General features: G+C 72.8%; 20 protein-coding genes and 1 tRNA gene. 17 read left to right on the forward strand and 4 right to left on the reverse strand.

What is annotated here, in order from left to right; all coding sequences use genetic code 11:
* Positions 1 to 26 precede the first annotated feature (26 nt).
* Positions 27 to 85 (forward strand) — tRNA-Ser (locus B1H29_RS38075).
* A 311-nt stretch (positions 86 to 396) separates the two neighbouring features.
* On the opposite strand, the gene B1H29_RS11920 is transcribed toward B1H29_RS38075, so the two are convergent.
* Both B1H29_RS11920 and B1H29_RS11925 read right to left on the reverse strand, forming a co-directional pair.
* Positions 397 to 1,236, reverse strand: coding sequence for a patatin-like phospholipase family protein (locus tag B1H29_RS11920; protein ID WP_055417857.1), 840 nt, complete (start codon positions 1,234 to 1,236; stop codon positions 397 to 399).
* A 114-nt stretch (positions 1,237 to 1,350) separates the two neighbouring features.
* Positions 1,351 to 3,222: an FAD-dependent oxidoreductase gene (locus tag B1H29_RS11925; RefSeq protein ID WP_055417858.1), complete on the reverse strand. Its 1,872-nt coding sequence runs from the start codon at positions 3,220 to 3,222 to the stop codon at positions 1,351 to 1,353.
* A gap of 373 nt (positions 3,223 to 3,595) precedes the next feature.
* Here B1H29_RS11925 and B1H29_RS11930 point away from each other — a divergent pair, with 373 nt between their 5' ends.
* The 10 genes from B1H29_RS11930 (at position 3,596) to B1H29_RS11975 (ending at position 12,014) form a co-directional block, all read left to right on the forward strand.
* Entirely contained in the window at positions 3,596 to 4,828 is a 1,233-nt protein-coding gene (locus tag B1H29_RS11930; RefSeq protein WP_079160175.1) for a SchA/CurD-like domain-containing protein, read from the forward strand.
* Positions 4,829 to 4,995: 167 nt separating this feature from the next.
* Positions 4,996 to 5,496: a cupin domain-containing protein gene (locus B1H29_RS11935; protein WP_055417859.1), complete on the forward strand. Its 501-nt coding sequence runs from the start codon at positions 4,996 to 4,998 to the stop codon at positions 5,494 to 5,496.
* The gene (locus B1H29_RS11940) at positions 5,493 to 6,764 is read left to right on the forward strand and encodes a beta-ketoacyl-[acyl-carrier-protein] synthase family protein (protein WP_055417860.1); all 1,272 of its coding nucleotides are present in this window, start codon (positions 5,493 to 5,495) and stop codon (positions 6,762 to 6,764) included. The genes B1H29_RS11935 and B1H29_RS11940 overlap by 4 nt, the downstream gene beginning before the upstream one ends.
* A complete protein-coding gene (locus tag B1H29_RS11945) occupies positions 6,761 to 8,053 on the forward strand; it encodes a ketosynthase chain-length factor (RefSeq protein ID WP_055417861.1) in 1,293 nt (430 codons plus the stop codon). Before B1H29_RS11940 ends, B1H29_RS11945 begins: the two co-directional genes overlap by 4 nt.
* A gap of 128 nt (positions 8,054 to 8,181) precedes the next feature.
* Positions 8,182 to 8,451, forward strand: a complete 270-nt coding sequence (locus B1H29_RS11950) for an acyl carrier protein (protein ID WP_055417862.1) — start codon at positions 8,182 to 8,184, stop codon at positions 8,449 to 8,451.
* A 1-nt stretch (position 8,452) separates the two neighbouring features.
* The gene (locus B1H29_RS11955) at positions 8,453 to 8,932 is read left to right on the forward strand and encodes an SRPBCC family protein (RefSeq protein ID WP_055417863.1); all 480 of its coding nucleotides are present in this window, start codon (positions 8,453 to 8,455) and stop codon (positions 8,930 to 8,932) included.
* A 90-nt stretch (positions 8,933 to 9,022) separates the two neighbouring features.
* Positions 9,023 to 9,358, forward strand: a complete 336-nt coding sequence (locus B1H29_RS11960; RefSeq protein WP_055417864.1) for a TcmI family type II polyketide cyclase — start codon at positions 9,023 to 9,025, stop codon at positions 9,356 to 9,358.
* Positions 9,359 to 9,699: 341 nt separating this feature from the next.
* Entirely contained in the window at positions 9,700 to 10,632 is a 933-nt protein-coding gene (locus B1H29_RS11965) for a DUF3152 domain-containing protein (RefSeq protein WP_055417865.1), read from the forward strand.
* A 69-nt stretch (positions 10,633 to 10,701) separates the two neighbouring features.
* A complete protein-coding gene (locus B1H29_RS11970) occupies positions 10,702 to 11,136 on the forward strand; it encodes a PPOX class F420-dependent oxidoreductase (protein WP_055417866.1) in 435 nt (144 codons plus the stop codon).
* A 131-nt stretch (positions 11,137 to 11,267) separates the two neighbouring features.
* Positions 11,268 to 12,014, forward strand: a complete 747-nt coding sequence (locus B1H29_RS11975; RefSeq protein WP_055417867.1) for a DUF4142 domain-containing protein — start codon at positions 11,268 to 11,270, stop codon at positions 12,012 to 12,014.
* An 86-nt stretch (positions 12,015 to 12,100) separates the two neighbouring features.
* Here the strand turns inward: B1H29_RS11975 and B1H29_RS11980 are convergent, their stop codons facing one another.
* Complete coding sequence (locus B1H29_RS11980; protein WP_055417868.1) at positions 12,101 to 12,637, reverse strand: MarR family winged helix-turn-helix transcriptional regulator; 537 nt, start codon at positions 12,635 to 12,637, stop codon at positions 12,101 to 12,103.
* 243 nt (positions 12,638 to 12,880) lie between these two features.
* Here B1H29_RS11980 and B1H29_RS11985 point away from each other — a divergent pair, with 243 nt between their 5' ends.
* From B1H29_RS11985 to B1H29_RS12005, 5 genes are all read left to right on the forward strand, one after another.
* Positions 12,881 to 13,492, forward strand: a complete 612-nt coding sequence (locus tag B1H29_RS11985; protein ID WP_055417869.1) for a nitroreductase/quinone reductase family protein — start codon at positions 12,881 to 12,883, stop codon at positions 13,490 to 13,492.
* 250 nt (positions 13,493 to 13,742) lie between these two features.
* Entirely contained in the window at positions 13,743 to 14,243 is a 501-nt protein-coding gene (locus B1H29_RS11990) for a hypothetical protein (RefSeq protein ID WP_055417870.1), read from the forward strand.
* A gap of 22 nt (positions 14,244 to 14,265) precedes the next feature.
* Complete coding sequence (locus B1H29_RS11995; RefSeq protein WP_055418919.1) at positions 14,266 to 14,919, forward strand: TetR/AcrR family transcriptional regulator; 654 nt, start codon at positions 14,266 to 14,268, stop codon at positions 14,917 to 14,919.
* A gap of 155 nt (positions 14,920 to 15,074) precedes the next feature.
* Complete coding sequence (locus B1H29_RS12000; protein WP_055418920.1) at positions 15,075 to 15,686, forward strand: ATP-binding cassette domain-containing protein; 612 nt, start codon at positions 15,075 to 15,077, stop codon at positions 15,684 to 15,686.
* On the forward strand, positions 15,673 to 16,467 hold the full coding sequence (locus B1H29_RS12005; RefSeq protein ID WP_055417871.1) for a hypothetical protein: 795 nt from the start codon (positions 15,673 to 15,675) through the stop codon (positions 16,465 to 16,467). The genes B1H29_RS12000 and B1H29_RS12005 overlap by 14 nt, the downstream gene beginning before the upstream one ends.
* A gap of 6 nt (positions 16,468 to 16,473) precedes the next feature.
* Here B1H29_RS12005 and B1H29_RS12010 read toward each other — a convergent pair whose 3' ends face one another.
* On the reverse strand, positions 16,474 to 17,595 hold the full coding sequence (locus B1H29_RS12010; protein WP_055418921.1) for a Ku protein: 1,122 nt from the start codon (positions 17,593 to 17,595) through the stop codon (positions 16,474 to 16,476).
* 85 nt (positions 17,596 to 17,680) lie between these two features.
* Between B1H29_RS12010 and ligD the strand changes: the two genes are divergently transcribed.
* The gene (gene ligD / locus B1H29_RS12015; RefSeq protein ID WP_055417872.1) at positions 17,681 to 18,562 is read left to right on the forward strand and encodes a non-homologous end-joining DNA ligase; all 882 of its coding nucleotides are present in this window, start codon (positions 17,681 to 17,683) and stop codon (positions 18,560 to 18,562) included.
* The last annotated feature ends 189 nt before the right edge of the window (positions 18,563 to 18,751 follow it).

The raw sequence follows: 18,751 nt of genomic DNA on the forward strand, positions 1-18,751 counted from the left end.
CGTGTGTATCTCAGCCCTGCTGCTTCGCCCGAGGATCAAGCGGCCTTCGAAGCCGTGTGCGCAGGTTTGAATCCTGCCGGGGGCACTTCGCAGGAAGTGTCCAAAGACCCCGCCATCGGCGAGTTCGCTGCGGACGGGGTCTTCGCGTATGTGCGGGCGGGTGCCGCCCCGAGCAGGCGTTTGCCGGTGATCACCGATGACGACGTCATGGTCTGGACGGGCTTCGCCGGCGGCGGGTCGAAGCGGGTTTCGCAAGGCTCTGGGCGACGCCGTGCGGGCCAGTCGTGGTCGTGGCTGAGCCCCGGACCGCTCATGGGTCCGGGGCTCAGCCCATCGGTCAGGTCGCCGGCCCGGTCTCGCCCGTCTTCTCCTTCTCCGCGAGCCCTGTGTGACGGGTCAGCCTTGCCAGGTTGTTCTGATCCGGTCGGCCTGTGCCGTGCCCTGCCGTAGGCCCTCCCGGGCCGCGGCCGGGATGCGGCCGGCGTCCAGGGGGTTGCGGCCGAAGGCGCGGCGGGCCTGTCGGTCGGGGGTCAGGAGGGCGGCCCGGGCGCCGTTCGAGACGAGGGTCTGTACCTGGGTCGCCGCGCTCGGACTCGCTCCCGCCCCCTTGGGGATGGGCGCCAGTACGACGACCCGCGCGCAGTCGTCGACCAGGTCTGCGTTGGTCGTGGAGCGTACGCCGCCGTCCATCCAGCGGCCCGTGCCGATGGTGATCGGCGGGAAGAGGGGCGGCAGTGCGCAGGTGGCCGACATGGCGTGCAGCAGGTCGACGCCGCTGTCGGCGGTGAAGGCCGTCGGTTCGCCGGTGAGGGCGTCGACGGCGAAGAGGCGTACGGGCCTCTGAGGCCATGTGGAGACCCGGAGTTGAGGGCCTATGGCTTCGAAGACCTCGGTCTCCGGGACGTCGCGCACGGTGAGTGCCAGTCGGCCGATGCGTTTGATCACGGTCTTGGGGTCGCGCGAACCCAGCGCGGCCCACAGGTACCTGACCGTCATGGCGAAGGTGAAGTCCACGTCCAGCATGGCCCGTTCGCGGTTGATCTGTTCCGCGTAGAGCGCGGAGGAGGGCGATCCTTCGGCCAGGTCCAGCGCCAGCAGTGCGCCGGCCGACGTGCCGGCGAGGACGTCGGCGTCGCCGAGGTCGATCCCCGCCTCCGCCAGTGCCGCCAGTACGCCGATCTGCCACGCGTACGCGGTCAGGCCGCCCCCGCCCAGCACCAGTGCCGTGTCCGCCATGCCCGCCCCTCCTCACGTAACGGGGATCACTCCCCGGTAAGCCTGTCGGCGAGACGCTAGCAGGTAAGCGGGGAGTGGTCCACGTTTTGTGGTGGGCGGGGTGGGCGGCTCATGTCACGCCAGTGCCAGTACCGTCCTCACGACCTGGCGCAGCATCTGCTCCGGGTCCGGGGCCGGGCCCGGGGAGCGCCACGCGACGAAGCCGTCGGGGCGGACGAGGACCGCACCGCCGCGGGTCACTCCGTGGGCCTTCGCCCAGTCGGCTTCCTCGTCGTCCTGGATGAGGTCGGCCGCCGGTGTTCCGCCCACGCGGTACGACTTCAGCGGGACCCGCAGATCGGCCGCCAGGCGCGTCGCCGCCTCGTGCCAGCCGGTGGGCTGTGCCGCGTCGCTGAGCAGGACCAGGGAGTCCTCGTAGAGGTCCAGGGTGGAGATGCGGGCCCGGTCGTCGCCGCGGCGGAGCCAGACGTGGGGGGCCCGGCTGCCCGGTGCGCCGGTGAGGTCGAGGCTCTCCGGGACCACCGGGGTCGCCGGGTCGGCGCCGACCACCGCGCCCTGGGGGTAGCGGTAGCCGAGGGCGACGTTGAGGATGCCGCGCTGCGGGCCTCCGCCGGGACCGCCGGGACCGCCGGGACCACCAGGACCGCCCGCAGGGGGACCGCCGGGACCACCAGGACCGCCCGCAGGAGGACCGCCGGGACCGCCGGGACCGCCCGCAGGGGGACCGCCGGGACCGCCCCCGGGACCGCCCGCAGGGGGACCGCCGGGACCGCCCTCGGGGCCGCCGGCCGGTGCCCCGCCCCCCATACCGGGCGGTGGTGCGAACCCCGGGTGGCTGTGTTCGACCGAGCGTCCGGCGGCTCGGGCGCTGGTGGCCTCCGCGACCGGGCGGCGTTCCGCGTCGTAGGTGTCCAGGAGGCCCTCGCCCGCCCAGCCCTCCAGGACCGCGGCGAGTTTCCAGGCCAGGTTGTGGGCGTCCTGGATGCCGGTGTTGGAACCGAAGGCGCCGGTCGGGGACATCTCGTGGGCCGAGTCGCCGGCCAGGAGGACGCGACCGGAGCGGTAGCTGCGGGCGACGCGCTGGGCGGCGTGCCAGGGTGCCTTGCCGGTGATCTCCACGTCGAGGTCCGGGACGCCGATCGCGCGGCTGATGTGGGCGGCGCAGCGCTCGTCGGTGAAGTCCTCGACCGTTTCACCCTGTTCGGGGTGCCAGGGGGCGTGAAAGACCCAGTTCTCGCGGTTGTCGACCGGCAGGAGGGCGCCGTCGGCGTCCTCGTTGGTCAGATAGCAGACGATGAAGCGGCGGTCGCCCACGACGTCGGCGAGGCGGCGGGAGCGGAAGGTGATGCTGACGTTGTGGAAGAGGTCGCCGGGGCCGCTCTGCTCAATGCCCAACTGCTCGCGGACGGGGCTGCGGGGACCGTCGGCGGCGACGAGGTAGTCCGCGCGGATGGTGGAGTGCTCACCGGTCTCCCGGCTCTTGACGATGGCGGTGACACCCTCGGCGTCGGCCTCGAACGACAGCAGCTCCGTGCCGAAGCGCAGGTCGCCGCCGAGGTTCGTGGCGTGGGTGAGGAGTTCCGGCTCCAGGTCGTTCTGGGAGCACAGGCACCAGGAGCTGGGGCTGAAGCGGGCCAGTCCGCCCCCTGCGTCCATCTCCTTGAACAGCCACTCCCCCGCGTCGCCGACCAGGGTGGGTGTCTGGAAGATGCCGTGGTTGTCGGCCAGGACGGCGGCGGCCTTCCTGATGTCCGGCTCGGTGCCGGCCACGCGGAAGATCTCCATCGTGCGGACGTTGTTGCCGCGCCCGCGGGGGTGGATGGAGGTGCCGGCGTGGCGCTCCACCAGGGTGTGCCGGATGCCCAGCCGCCCCAGGAACACCGAGGTCGACAGGCCCACCAGGGATCCGCCGACGATGAGCACCGGGACGCGGTGGACTCCGCCCCCGGGGGCGGCTCCGCCGGACCGATCGGCTCTTTGGTTCATTGTTCGTCCTCCGTTGTGACGGACGTTCGTCCCGTGTCGTGACGGACGTCGTCTTCCGTTGTGGCGGACGTGGCCCTTCGTCGTGGCGGACGTCTTCCTCCGTGGTGACAGACGTGCGCGCTCCGTACGCCGGACCCTCGTCGTGTGACTCGCCCCGCGACAGGTGTGCGCCGGGGGTCTTCATGCATGCCCCCTGCGGCCCGTGGCGGCTCAGGCTTCACCCGCTTAACCCTCCTGGATCGCGGTCCCCGCGGGCACGGCCCACGATCGTGCTTACTGCGACCGCCGCACCACGCCGGAGCAATGGCGCACGCCGCGGCGATCGCCTCCCCCCCAGTCCACGAGGAAGTTCCCCGGAGAAGAGGTGGGCCGGATGTCGGTCTCTCCCGTCGTAGCGACGGATACCGTGTCGGCGGATGCCCTGACCACAGACGCCGCGGCGGCATCGGCCGCCGTGGCCGCGGACGCGGGCGGCGTGTCGGTATCCGCGTTCGACGGATCCCGCGTGCGGGTCGTCCTGATGCTGGACATCCACGACGGAATGCAGCAGGAGTTCCTGGACGCCTACGACGGCATCCGGGACCGGGTCGCCGCCGTTCGGGGACACGTCAGCGACCAGTTGTGCCAGTCCGTGGACAATCCCACCCAGTGGCTGCTCACCAGTGAGTGGGAGAGCGCGGAGCCCTTCCTGGCCTGGGTCAACAGCGAAGAGCACCTGGACACCGTCGAGCCCCTGCAGGACTACGTCCGCGACACCCACTCCCTGCGCTACAGCGTCCTGCGGGAGACCGCCGGTGCCGAGTCCCCGTCCGCCGCGGCAGGTGAGCCGCCGCCGGCCGCTCCCCGGATCGGGGGCAACGTCGTACGGCACGCCCTGACCTTCACCGTGCGGTCCGGCAGCGAGGAGGAGGTCGCCCGGCTGCTGTCCGGCTACGCGCCGCCCGACGCCCGCGTCGACGGCTCCGGTCGGCTGCTGCGCACCTCGGTCTTCCTGCACGGCAACCGGGTCGTACGAGCCGTGGAGGTGCAGGGCGACCTGCAGACCGCACTGCGCCACGTCGCCGGGCAGCCCGCGGTGCGGGCCGTCGAGGAGGCCCTCAACCCGTTCCTGGAGCAGCGGCGGGACCTGCGCGATCCCCGGGACGCCCGGCGGTTCTTCACACGGGCCGCCATGCCGGCGGTCCACCACGTGTCGTCCGCCGCCAGGACCGGCGCGCGCACGCAACGCGTCGCGCTGCTCTACCCGGTCCGCCCCGGCGCCGGTCCCGAACTGGCCCGGCTGCTCGCCCGCCAGGACGCGCAGGCCGCGCACACACCGGACAGCCCGGTCCTGGCTGCCACCGTCTTCCACCGCGACGACCTGGTCGTACGGCTCCTCGACATGGACGGTGACCCGGACGACGCGCCCGCTTTCGTCCTGGGTCTGCACGGGTCCGCCGACGCCTCCGGGGCAGCCGCGAGCGCCGGGGTCGCCGTGGCCGAGCGGCTGCTGGACACCGCCGCCGTCGGTATCGACGGGCCACTGACGGAGGCCCGCACGATGTCCCAGTTGCTCGCGCGGGCCCGCATGACGCCCTTGACCGACCGGCGTTCCGCAGTCTCCTGAACCAGCGTCCGAAGCGCGCGGCCGAAGCACTCGGCCGCACCAGGCACTCGAACCGCGCGGCCCCGCCACGCGGCTGGCCGGGCCCAACGGCGCGCCCGCCGGTCCGTGCGGAACTCCCCGACCGCCCCGACCTCCCCCACCGCCTCCCGTCACCCGGAGTGAACGACATGACAGACCAGCAGGTACGCATCGTCTCCCTCGGCGACATCGCGCCGAACCGCCGCCGCGGCGGAGACCTCCGCGCCCTTCTCACGCCCACCACCGCCGGGTCGACCAGCGGCTTCATGGGCGTGGCCATCGTGCAGCCAGGCGACCGCATCGCCGAGCACTACCACCCGTATTCGGAGGAGTTCGTGTACGTCACCGACGGCGCGCTCGAGGTGGACCTGGACGGGGTGCCGCACGCCCTCTCCACCGGGCAGGGGCTGCTGATCCCGCAGGACATGCGCCACCGCTTCCGCAACGTGGGCGACGTCGAGGCGCGCCTCGTCTTCCACCTGGGGCCGCTGGCCCCACGGCCGGAACTCGGCCACGTCGACACGGAGGACGCGGCCGGCAACGCCCTCCCGCACGACCGGGACGACGGCCGGGACGACGGCCAGGGCCCCGGCCACGCGGGGTGCGCGGGGCACGGGCAGCCCGCCACCGCGGCCGAGGCGGTGTCATGAGCAGGCGTCGGGTCGCCGTCACGGGCATAGGCGTCGTCGCCCCGGGCGGGATCGGCGTGCCCCAGTTCTGGGGCCTGCTGTCCGACGGCCGTACGGCGACGCGCCGCATCTCCCTGTTCGACCCGGCCGGGCTGCGATCGCAGATAGCCGCCGAGTGCGACTTCGAACCGTCCGAGCACGGGCTGGACCTCGCTACCGTCCAGCGGTCCGACCGCTACGTGCAGTTCGCACTCGTCGCCGCCGCCGAGGCGGTACGGGACGCGGACCTCGACCTGGCGCGGGACGACCCCTGGCGGGCCGGCGCCACGCTCGGCACGGCCGTCGGCGGCACGACCCGGCTGGAGCACGACTACGTCCTCGTCAGCGAGCGCGGCTCGCGGTGGGACGTGGACGACCGGCGGGCCGAGCCGCACCTGGAGCGCGCGTTCACGCCCGCCACCCTCTCGTCCGCGGTCGCCGAGGAGTTCGGCGTGCGCGGGCCGGTGCAGACCGTGTCGACCGGGTGCACCTCCGGTCTGGACGCGGTGGGGTACGCCTACCACGCCGTCGCCGAGGGCCGCGTCGACGTGTGCCTGGCGGGCGCGGCGGACTCGCCGATATCGCCGATCACCATGGCCTGCTTCGACGCCATCAAGGCGACCTCGCCGAACAACGACGACCCCGCGCACGCCTCCCGGCCCTTCGACGCCGACCGCAACGGCTTCGTCATGGGCGAGGGGGCCGCCGTACTCGTCCTTGAGGACCTGGAGCACGCCCGGGCCCGTGGCGCGGACGTGTACTGCGAGATCTCCGGCTACGCGACCTTCGGCAACGCGTACCACATGACCGGGCTCACCAAGGAGGGCCTGGAGATGGCGCGGGCCATCGACACGGCACTCGACATGGCCGGGCTGGACGGGTCCGCCATCGACTACGTGAACGCGCACGGCTCCGGCACCCAGCAGAACGACCGGCACGAGACCGCGGCCGTCAAACGCTCGCTGGGCGAGCACGCCTACGCGACGCCGATGAGCTCGATCAAGTCCATGGTGGGCCACTCGCTCGGTGCGATCGGCTCGATCGAGCTGGCCGCCTGCGTGCTGGCGATGGCCCACCAGGTGGTGCCCCCCACCGCCAACTACACGACCCCCGACCCAGAGTGCGACCTGGACTACGTGCCGCGCGAGGCGCGGGAGCGGACGCTGCGGCACGTGCTGTCGGTGGGCAGCGGCTTCGGCGGCTTCCAGTCCGCCGTCGTACTGAGCGGTTCCGAAGGAGGGCTGCGATGAGCGGACCACAACGGACCAGGAGCCGGAGCAAGGACTCGGGCCAGGACGGAAGCAGGCGCGCCGTCGTCACCGGACTCGGTGTGGTGTCCCCGCACGGCATCGGGGCCGAGGTCTTCTGGAAGGCGGTCGCGGACGGCACCAGCAGTCTCGGGCCCGTCACCCGGGAGGGCTGCGAGAACATGCCCCTGCGGGTCGCGGGCGAGGTGCGCGGCTTCGACGCGGCCGAGACGGTCGAGGAGCGCTATCTCGTCCAGACCGACCGGTTCACGCACTTCGCGCTTGCCGCCACCCAACTGGCCCTGGACGACGCCCGTTACGGGCGCGCCGACATCGAGTCACCGTTCTCGGTCGGCGTGGTCACCGCCGCGGGATCGGGCGGCGGCGAGTTCGGGCAGCGGGAGCTGCAGAACCTGTGGGGCCAGGGGTCCCGGTACGTCGGCCCCTACCAGTCGATCGCCTGGTTCTACGCGGCCAGCACCGGTCAGATCTCCATCCGCAACGACTTCAAGGGTCCCTGCGGGGTCGTGGCCGCCGACGAGGCGGGCGGCCTGGACGCCCTGGCGCACGCGGCGCTGGCCGTGCGGAACGGCACCGACACGGTGGTCTGCGGCGCGACGGAGGCGCCGCTCGCCCCGTACTCGATCGTCTGCCAACTGGGTTACCCCGAGCTGAGCCGGGCCACCGAACCCGACCGCGCCTACCGTCCGTTCACCGATGCGGCCTGCGGGTTCGCCCCGGCCGAGGGCGGTGCCGTGCTCGTGGTGGAGGAGGAAGCGGCGGCCCGGGACCGCGGGGCGGACGTGCGGGCGACGGTGGCCGGGCACGCGGCGACCTTCACCGGCCCGTCCCGCTGGGCGGAGTCCCGGCAGGGGCTGGCCCGCGCGATCGAGGGCGCGCTGGCCGAGGCGGGGTGCCGGCCCGAGGAGGTGGACGTGGTGTTCGCGGACGCCCTCGGCGTCCCGGAGGCCGACCGGGCCGAGGCCCTGGCCCTCGCCGACGCGCTCGGCCCGCACGCGCGGCGCGTGCCGGTCACCGCGCCGAAGACCGGGATGGGGCGGGCGTACTGCGCGGCGCCGGTGCTGGACGTGGCGACCGCGGTGCTGGCCATGGAGCACGGGCTGGTCCCGCCCACACCGCACGTGTTCGACGTGTGCCACGACCTGGACGTGGTGGCCGGCCGGGCCCGCCCCGCCCAGACGCACACCGCCCTGATCCTCGGCCGCGGCCTGATGGGCTCCAACTCGGCGCTCGTCCTGCGGCAGGGCGCCGTGCCGTCCACGGACCGATGACCTACCCGACCCGACCCGACCGGCACCGACCCGACCGGCACCGACCCGACCGACACCGACCCGACCGACACCGACCCACAAGCGCCGCTCTAGGGCGCGCGCCGAACCGAGTCAAGGAGGACATCCACATGACCGACCAACTGGACTACCAGGTGACCGTCGAGGAGCTCGCGACGCTCATGAAGCGCACCGCGGGCGTGCACGTCGACCCGGTCACCCTCCAGCAGCAGGCCGACGCCGGTTTCGACACCTTCGGCCTGGACTCCCTCGGCCTGCTGGGCATCGTGGCCGAGCTGGAGAAGCGGTACGGGCTGGGCCTGCCGGAGCAGGCCGAGCGCTGCAAGACGCCCGCGGATTTCCTCGCGCTGATCAACGGCGCCCTGAAGACGGGAGTGTGACATGGCAGGCCACACCGACAACGAGATCACCATCGCCGCGCCGATGGAGCTGGTCTGGGACATGACCAACGACATCGACGACTGGCCCCGGCTGTTCAGCGAGTACGCCTCCGTGGACGTGCTCGAGCGCGACGGCGACCGCGTCACGTTCCGGCTCACCATGCACCCGGACGCGGACGGCAAGGTGTGGAGCTGGGTCTCCGAGCGCGTCGCCGACCCGACGACGCGCACCGTGCGCGCCCACCGGGTCGAGACCGGTCCCTTCCAGTACATGAACATCGTCTGGGAGTACAGCGAGACCGCGGACGGCACCCGGATGCGCTGGATCCAGGACTTCGCGATGAAGCCGGACGCGCCGGTGGACGACGCCTGGATGACGGACAACATCAACCGCAACTCGCGGACGCAGATGGCCCTCATCCGGGACCGGATCGAGCAGGCGGCGGGCGAGCGGCGGACCGCCTCGGTACTCGCCGACTGACCCCGCCGGCCGGCGGCGGCGACGGACGACAGGGCCGAACCGCAGCGCCGCACGACAGCGACGAACGACCCCGACGGAGGGCACCTCCCCATGCACCACACCCTGATCGTCGCCCGGATGGCACCGGGCGCCGCCCCGGACATCGCGAAGGTGTTCGCCGAGTCCGACAGCGGCGAGCTGCCGCACCTGGTGGGCGTCAACCGGCGCAGTCTCTTCGAGTTCGGTGACGGCGTGTACCTGCACCTCATCGAGAGCGACGAGGACCCGGCCCCCACCATCGGCAGGCTGACCGGGCATCCGGAGTTCCGGCAGGTCAGCGAGCGGCTGGAGCCGTACGTCTCGGCGTACGACCCGGCGACCTGGCGCGGTCCGAAGGACGCGATGGCGCGCTGCTTCTACCGCTGGGAGCGGACCGCCGCCGGCTGACGGTCCCCGTCCCGCACCGCGTCGGGGCCGCCCGGCAACCGCTGGGCGGCCCCGACGCACGTGCGCCCGCACGACATGCCGACGCACGTGCGCCCGCACGACATGCCGACGCACGTGTGCGCGTACGACCCCCGACGCACGTGTGCGCGTACGACGGGACCGGGGCTCGCGGACCCCCCGGGACGCCGAAAGGTTGTACCGCCGGGACCGAACGCGTGCGTGAGAAGCCCCACTCGGAGTCCTGTGATGTTTTCGCACATCCTTCCGCTTTGATTTTGGGGGCACAAAAGCACACAGGACTCCACTGTGCGCCCCGCCGGCCAGCAGAGAGGACGCACGTCGTGGGCCGACCCACACCCCGCCGGACCAGCCGAAGAGCCGTGCCGGAAGGTGCGGGGCGCAGGTCCCGCGCCCGCAGACGGAGACGCCGCGGTTCCGCCCGCGTCGTCCTGGCCGGCCTGACCTTAGGGGTCGTACTGCTCGCGGCGGGCGCCGCCGTCGCGTACTGGCGGGACACCAGGTTCCCGGCGACGGACGACCAGGCGGCCGACGTGGCGGACGCCCTGGACGCCGCCGAGCGCACGGCCGGCCCCGGCGCCGCCGACGGGACGCCCTCCGTGTCGCCGAGCCCCTCCGCCTCGCCGTCGGCGAAGGTCTCCCCATCGCCGACGTCCTCGCCCTCGCCCTCGCCCTCCACCATCGCGATCCCCGCCACCGGCCCCGGCACCTTCGTCACCGCCGAGTCCGACGGCACGACCGTGGGCACCGGCAGCCGCGTGCGCCGCTACAAGGTGCTGGTCGAGGAGGGCATCGACGTCCGGGCGAGCGCCGCCGCGGCCGAGATATCCGACGTGCTCGCCGACCGCCGCGGCTGGACCCGGGACGGGGTCAACTCCTTCCGGCTGGTCAGCTCGGGCTCGTACGACTTCGTGGTGAAGATCGCCACGCCGGGCACCGTGGACGAGATCTGCGGCGCCTACGGTCTGCTCACCCGGGGCGAGGTGAACTGCGCGGTCGGCACGGACGTCGTGGTGAACCTCAAGCGCTGGGTGCTGGGCTCCCCGCAGTTCGACGGCCCGATCGGCGAGTACCGGGCGCTGATCATCAACCACGAGGTCGGCCACCGCCTCGGCCACGGCCACGAGACCTGCCCCGGCCCCGGACTGCCGGCCCCGGCGATGATGCAGCAGATCAAGGGTCTCAAGGGATGCGTCGCCAACGCCTGGCCCCACGACGACGACGGTAACTATCTGAGTGGGCCGTCGGTCCCCTGAATCACCCGGTGGGGCGCTCGGCGGGCGGTTCGCGGGACAGTCGGCGGGGCGAGGGGTGATGATCGGTCCATGACCACCACACCGCGCTTCGACCCCCGCACCCTGCTGGCGGAGAGCCGGCTCGGCGTGCTCGCGACGATCAAGTCGGACGGCCGCCCGCAGCTCTCCCCCGTCATGCCCGCCTACGATCCGCAGGCCGGCGTCATCCGCGTCTCGACCCGGGAGGGGCTGGCCAAGACGGCGAACCTGCGCCGCGACCCGCGGGCCACCCTCGAGGTGACCGCCCCGGACGGCAGGTCCTGGGCCACCGCCGAGGGCGTGGCGACCCTCACCGGGCCGGGCACCGACCCGCACGGACCGGAGGTCGAGGCGCTGGTGGAGTACTACCACGCCGCCGCCGGCGAGCACCCGGACTGGGACGAGTACCGGATGACGATGGTGTCCGACCGGCGGGTGCTGATCACGATGACGGTGGAGCGCGTGTACGGGGCCGACGTCGGCTGAACGGGCGCCGGTCGGCGACCCGAGATTTGTGCCCCAGCGGTGATAGATCCGCCCGCCGTTTCCGTACCTCCTGGCGAACGAGTACGAGTACGAGTCGAGTGCGAGTCGCTCGCGTCGCCCCTGGAGGCATCATGCGCCTGTCCCGCAGCAGGATCGGAGTCGTCGTCCTGTTCGGTGCGATGACCCTGACCCTCACCGCGCTGGCCTTCCCGGCCATGCTCGGTCTGGACAAGGCCGACGGCAACCAGAACCGGGTCGTGGCCGCCACCAAGTTCGGGCCGCTCACCGAGGCCGACCGCGACTTCGTGGTCAAGGTCCGGGCCGCCGGGCTGTGGGAGTACCCGCTGGGCGAGATCGTGATGGAGCGCGGTTCCACGAAGGCCATGAAGACGGCCGGGGAGCACCTGGTGGTCGGCCACGCCGGTCTCGACGCGATGTGCCGGGAGATCTCCCCCGAGCTGGGCATCACGCTGCCCAACCGGGCCTCACCGCAGCAGGAGGGCTTCGTGACGACGGTGAAGTCCAAGAGCGGCAAGGAGTTCGACTCGTCGGCGGTCAACATCATGCGGGTGACCCACGGCCAGATCTTCCCGGCGATCGCCAAGATCCGTGCCACCACCAAGAACACCCTGGTGCGGCAACTGGCCGACCTGGCCAACGACACCGTCCTGGACCACATCACGGTGCTGGAGAAGACCGGGCTGGTCGAGTACGACCAGGTCACCTTCCAGCAGACCGGCCCGGCGAAGCTGCCGAGGGAGAAGGTCACCCCGCCCCCGCCGCAGCCGGGCGAGCGAGTGCTGGTGCTCAAGCCGCGGCCCGACCTGAACGTGAACACGGCCTCCCCGACGCCCACCCCCTCACCGGCGGCCCCGTGACCCCGTGAACGCGTCGCGCGTCTGAACGCGTCGGGCGTCTGAACGCGTCGCGCGTCTGAACGCGTCGGGCGTCGCGGGCCGACGCGTCAGGCGTCGCGGGCCGGGGCGACGTCCGCGGCCCAGCCGAGCGGGTGCGGCTGAGGATCGTCCGGTGCCGGGGCGAGGGGCTCGCCGCCCGCCTCGCTGAAGGCGGTGAGCGCCTCCACCAGGGCCGCCCGCTGGGCCGGGGCGAGGCGTTCGACGATCGCTGCGATCTCGGCGCGGCGCCGGGCGCTGACGTTCGCGACGGTGCGCCGGCCCTCGTCGGTGAGCCGCAGGAGGGTCTCGCGCCGGTTGGCGGGGTTGGTCTGCCGGTCGGCGAGCCCGGCCGCGATCAGCCGGTCGACCATGCGCATCGCCGTCGACGGGGCGACCTGGAGGTGGTCGGCGAGCGCGACGAGCTTGGTGGCGCCTCTCGTGGAGAGGACCATCAGCATCCGGAACTGGGGCAGCGTCACCCGTTCCTCGACCTCGGCGAGCGACCGCGCGGAGACGGCCACCAGCAGTCGCGACGCGGACAGTACGGCCCTGGTGACCGCGTCGACGTCGTCCAGGCCCCCGACGGGCATCTCACGCTCCGGCATGTGTCCTTTTTACCGTGCCGAAGTCCCTGCTCACCCACCTGATCGGCAGGAGGGAGGGGTGCGCCTCGACGGCGGAGGGGCCCGCCTCGACGGCGAGGGCCCGTGCCGGTGACGGAGGGGACCGGCCTGGTGACGGAGGGTCCGGCCGGGTGACCGGACCGGCGCAAAAGGACGGTGGCCACTGCCCGTACACCTTTCCCCTGTGCAAAGGTGGACGCCGGGTCCCGAATCAGGAGGGCGGGAATGGCACGCACGGACACCACACCCCACCGGCCCCGGCCGCCCGCCGGCCTGCGGCGCGCCGTCGCACGGCTGCCCGTCCTCCTCTTCCGCGGAGGGCTGGGTCCCCTGTTCGGCAAGCGGCTGCTCCTGCTGCACCACACCGGCCGGATCAGCGGCAGGGACCACCGGGTCGTCCTCGAAGTGGTCTCCTACGACCCCGACGGCTCCGGTGAGCCCACCGGCCCCCACGACTCCCGCAACCCCGACGGCCCCTCCGACTCCTCCGACTCCTCCGACTCCTCCGACTCCGACTCCCGCGAGCCGCACGGACGGAGTTGGACCGTCGCCTCCGGCTTCGGTCCGGAGGCGGACTGGTACCGGAACCTGCGGCGGCAGCCCAAGACGGTCATCCAGTTCGGCAACCGCCACCACGCCGTCACCGCCCGTTTCCTGCCCGCCGAGGAGGGCGCCGGGATCATGGCGGAGTACGCCCGGCGGCACCCGGGAACGGCCCGGCGTCTTTGCGCGTTCATGGGATTGGCGGTGGACGGCGGCGAGGCGTCGTTCCGTGACGCCGGACGGGCCGTCCCCTTCGTGCGGCTCGTCGCGGCCGACGGAGACCGCCGGCCATGACCACCGGGCCGCGGGACCGGCGGTGGGTGGAAGAGGAGGGCCGGAGACCCTGGCGATCTGTTTTTGCACTGTGCAATGATCCAGCGGGGGGCCGGTCTGCGGCCGGCTGCCGTACGGCGCCCGGGAGTGACACCGAAACGGTGCTGCGGCACAGGACGGCACACCGGCCGCCGGCGGGCTCCCCTCCCGCTCCCACTCCCGCCCGGCCGCCGTACGGACCGAAGACGAGAGCGAGAGGACGAGGGGCATCATGACCACTTCCGGACCGGGCGAGCCGGACGGTACGCCGTCCGTGCCGGACCACGTCTGGCGGAAGTTCCTGGAGGACGACGAGCACGCCATCCGCGCCTCCGCCCCCAGGGAACCCGCCGCGCGCGAGCGGACTTCGGGATGGCGTCCGGGGCCGCCCCCGGACGTGGTCGGCGAGCCCTGGGATCCGGAGGACCCGTGGGCCGGCCCGGTCTGGCGCGAGCTGGACGGGCGGGCCCGGATCCGACGGGTCGGCCGGGTGATCGGCACGGCCGCCGCGGTCGCCCTCGCCCTGACCGCGTGGTCGCAGTTGTCCACCGGCCCCGGCACACCGGGCGGCGGACCGGCCGACACCATCGGGCAGCATCTCGAGGAGAGCCCCGTCCTGCCCACCGTCGCCTCTCTCGCGCCGACGGCCTCCGGCGACGCCAGCCCCGCGGCCTTCGAACCCGACCCGTCCGCCGCCCCCCGGATGTCGGCCTCTCCCTGGACAATCGACTGAACGCTTGTTTAGCATGTTGTACATGCGTTCAATCCCGGAGGACCGGACCACCCGGGCCCTCATCCGCGACGAGGCCCTCGGCCTGTTCGCCGCCCACGGGCCGGAGTCGGTGACCGTACGGCAGATCGCCACCGCGGCCGGTGTGTCGCCCGGGCTCGTGGTGCACCACTTCGGCTCGAAGGACGGACTGCGCCAGGAGATCGACCAGTACGTCGTGGGCGCCTTCGAGGCCGTGCTGGGCGAACTGACCGGCGAGGACGGAGTGGAGTCGCTCGACTCCGGCGCCGGAGCGGCGTCGCTGAGCGCGGCGTTCACCCGTCACTTCCCGGCCGGATCGCCGCTGCCCGGCTACCTCCGCCGCCTGCTGCTGGGCGACTCGGAGGGCGGCAGGCTGCTGTTCGGCCGCCTGTACGAGCTGAGCCGGGCCGCCCTGGACGACCTGGCGGCGGCCGGGCTGGCGGTGCCGGGCCGGGACCCGGCGGCCCGCGCGGCCGTCCTGCTCGCCAACGACCTGGCCGTGTTCCTGCTGCGCGACCGTCTCGGCGAAGTCCTGGGCACCGACCCCCTGTCGGCCGACGGCATGGCCCGCTGGGCGCCCGAGGTGCTCGGCATCTACACGGGCGGGCTGAACGCTTCGCCTCCCGGACCCACCCGAGAGGCGCCCCCGGAAGCCTGAGAAGCACAGGAAGGCCATGGTGACCGCACGTGCCGACCGACCCCGCACCCGCAGCGCCCGCTTCACCCACGCCCACGCCCACGCCCACGCCCACGCCCACGCCCACGCCCACGCCCACGCCCACGCCCACGGCACCCGTACTCCGCGCCCGTGACCTGCACAAGTCGTACGGCTCCCACCGCGTCCTGCGCGGCGCCGACCTCACCGTCGCCCCCGGGCAACTGGTCGCCATCGTCGGTGAGAACGGCGCCGGGAAGTCCACCCTGCTCAAGGCGCTGGCCGGCACCCTGCCGCTGGACCGCGGCGAGGTCGCCCTGACCGGGACGCTCGGCTACTGCCCCCAGGAACCGGTGCTGAGCGGCAGCCTGACGGTCGAACAGCACCTGCGCTACTTCGCCGCCGCGCACCGCCTCCCCGGCCTGGACCGCGGCCGGGAGCTCGTCCGGGCCCTGGGCTACGAGCGCTACGCACAGACCCCCGCGGCCGAACTCTCCGGCGGTACCCGTCAAAAGCTCAACCTCACCCTGGCCCTGCTGCACGACCCCGGCGTGCTGCTCCTCGACGAGCCGTACCAGGGGTTCGACTGGGAGACGTATCTGCGCTTCTGGGACCTGGTCGAGGACCTGCGCACGCGCGGCAAGGCCGTCGTGGTCATCACCCACCTCGTCTTCGAGCAGGACCGCTTCGACCTGCTGGCCGACCTGGCCGACGGCCGCCTCACCGCCCGCACGGCGGCCGGAAGGGAGCACCACCGTGTCGACGCCTGACCTGACGACCCGCCCGGGACCGCTGTACGGGCAGTTCCCCACCGCCCTGCGCTTCTCGGTGCGCGACCAGACCCGCAACCGGCTCGCCGGGCTGCTCCTCGTGGTGTTCGTGCCGGTCTGGTACCTGGTGATGAACGCGATGGCCGGAGGCGAGGTGCTCGACTTCAAGCTGTACGCCACCGGCGAGGTGCTGCACGTCGACGGCGGGCACCTCACCCTGATCACGGCCGGGCTCAACTCCGTGACGATGATCGCCGGGTTCGTCGTCTTCGACGCCGTGCGCAAGTCGCTCGCCTTCGACCGGCGGCTCGTCTTCGCCGGGTACCGGCAGTCCACCCTGATCGGCGCCAAGACCCTCGCCGTCGCCGGGGTCGCCACCGGCATCGCCCTCTACACCGCGCTGGCGGTCCTGTTCTTCTGGCGCCCGGCGGCGGGTGCCTGGTTCGCCGTACTCGCCGGATTCACCGTCATCGCGCTCGCCTACGGCGCCCTCGGCCTGCTCCTCGGGGTCCTGGTCAAGCGGGACCTGGAGGGCTTCTTCCTGATCATCATGGGCGGGCTGATGGACACGTTCCTGCAGAACCCGCTGGGCAACCCGCTCGCCAACGAGCCGATCCTGCAGTGGTTCCCGTCCTTCGGACCGATGCAGTTCGCGTCCGGCGGCGCCTTCGCGGACTCCGCCCTGTGGGGACACCTCGGTCTGGGGCTGGCCTGGGCGGCCGGGTTCAGCGCGGTGGGGCTGGTCATCTTCCGGGTCCGGACGCGGGACCGCACCCGCTGAGCGGCGTCAGGCGCTGCGCTTGCGGGACGGCGTCTTCTTGGCGGGGTTCTTGGCGGGGTTCTTGGCGCTGCTCCTGGCGGTGCTCCTTGCGGGCGCACCCTTGCCGGCCGTCTCCTTGCCGGCCGTCTCCTTGGCGGCTCCCTTGGCCGCCGTCTTCTTCGCGGGCCGGGCGGACTTCGCCGTCGCCTTCCCGGCGCCCGAGGCGGTCGCCTTCGTCGCCGCCGTCTTCTTCGCGGCCGTGGACGTCGACTTCTTGCCGCCGGTCTCCTTGGGGGTCTGCCGGGACGACGTCCTGCGCTGCGGCAGGGTTCTGACCTCGGCCTCCTCGGCCGCTCCGGCACCTTCTCCCCCGCCCCTGGACTCCCGCGCCGCCCGCACGCTGCTCTCCAGCGCGGCCATCAGGTCCAGCACCTTGCCGGGCGCGGCCGCCTCGCGGGTCTCCGGGGGCGCCTCACCGGCCGCCTTCGCGGCGATCACCTCCTCCAGCGCCTCGCGGTACTCGTCGTGCAGGTCGTCCAGGTCGATCTCGCCGAGGGTGTCCATCAGTGCGTCCGCGAGGTCCAGCTCCTGGTCGCGGACAGTGACGCCGGTGTCCGGGGCGACGTTCTCGGGTGCGCGTACCTCGTCCGGCCACAGCAGGCCGTGCATCGCGATGGCGTCGCCGACGACCCGGAGCATGCCGAGGCGCTCACGGCCGCGCAGCGCGAACTTGGCGATGGCCACCCGGTTGCTGCGCTTGAGGGCCTCGCGCAGCAGCGTGTACGGCTTGGCGGCGGGGGCGCCGCTCGCCGCGAGGTAGTAGGCGGAGCCCATCTGGAGCGGGTCGATGCGTTCCTCGGGCACGAAGGCCACGATCTCGATCGTCCGCGCGGTCGGGATCGGCAGGTGGGACAGGTCCTCGTCGGTGATCGGGATCATCGAGCCGTCGGCGTCCTCGTAGGCCTTGCCGATCTCGTCCTGGGCGACCTCGCGGTCCTCCAGCTCGCAGACCTTGCGGTAGCGGATCCGGCCGCCGTCCTCCGTGTGGATCTGGCGGAAGGAGACCGCGTGGCTCTCGGTCGCGTTCACCAGCTTGATGGGGATGCTGACCAGGCCGAAGGAGATGGCGCCGTTCCAGATGGATCGCACGTGCAGCACCCTTTCCAGCTTCCAGCCGGCCGACTGCCGGAGGACCGTCGGGCGGTTTGTCCGTGTTTCATGAGATTCTCATGGTATGGCGCCTATCACAGAGGTGGAGGGGCGACGGGTCGCCCTCAGCAACCTGGACAAGGTGCTGTATCCCGCGACCGGCTTCACCAAGGGCGAGCTGCTGCACTACTACGCGACGACCGCCGAGGTGCTGCTGCCGCACCTGCGGGACCGGCCGGTGTCCTTCCTGCGGTACCCGGACGGTCCGGACGGCCAGGTGTTCTTCGCCAAGAACGTGCCGCCGGGTACGCCCGAGTGGGTCACCACGGCGGAGGTGCCCCGCTCGGAGGGGCCGGCCCGGATGGTGCTGGTGCAGGACCTCGCGTCCCTGATGTGGGCGGCGAACCTGGTGACCGAGTTCCACACGCATCAGTGGACCGCGGACGACCCCGGCGAGGCCGACCGGCTGGTGTTCGACCTCGACCCCGGTCCGCCCGCGACCGTCGTGCACTGCTGCGAGGTCGCGCTGTGGCTGCGGGAGCGGCTGGCGGCGGACGGGATCGAGGCGTACGCGAAGACCTCCGGGGCCAAGGGGCTGCATCTGCTGGCGGGGGTGCGGGGGGCCTCGTCGGAGCGGGTGTCGGAGTACGCGAAGGCGCTGGCCACGGAGGCGGAGCGGGCACTGCCGCGGTTGGTGGTGCACCGGATGACGCGCAGCCTGCGGCCGGGGAAGGTCTTCGTCGACTGGAGCCAGAACGCCGCCCGCAAGACCACGGCCACTCCGTACACGATGCGGGCCCGCTCCGCGCCGGCGGTCTCCACACCGGTCACGTGGGAGGAGGTGGCCGGGTGCCGGCGGGCCGAGCAGTTCGTCTTCGGGGCGGACGACATCGGGCCGCGGGTGCAGGACTACGGCGACCTGCTGGCACCGCTGTTCGAGCGGCGGCGAGCGGCGTCCCTGCCCTGACGCGCACCGGCCGGCACCGACACACGGCAGCTCCGCCCCGACGCACGCCGACCCGGCCCTGGCACACGGCAGCTCCGCCCCGACGCACGCCGACCCGGCCCTGACACGCACTACTCCGCCCGAGCGTGCCGACCCGGCCCTGACACGCACGGCTCCGCCCGAGCGTGCCGACCCGGCCCTGACACGCAC

It is taken from the genome of Streptomyces pactum, from assembly GCF_002005225.1.
GTDB classification, from domain to species: domain Bacteria; phylum Actinomycetota; class Actinomycetes; order Streptomycetales; family Streptomycetaceae; genus Streptomyces; species Streptomyces pactum_A.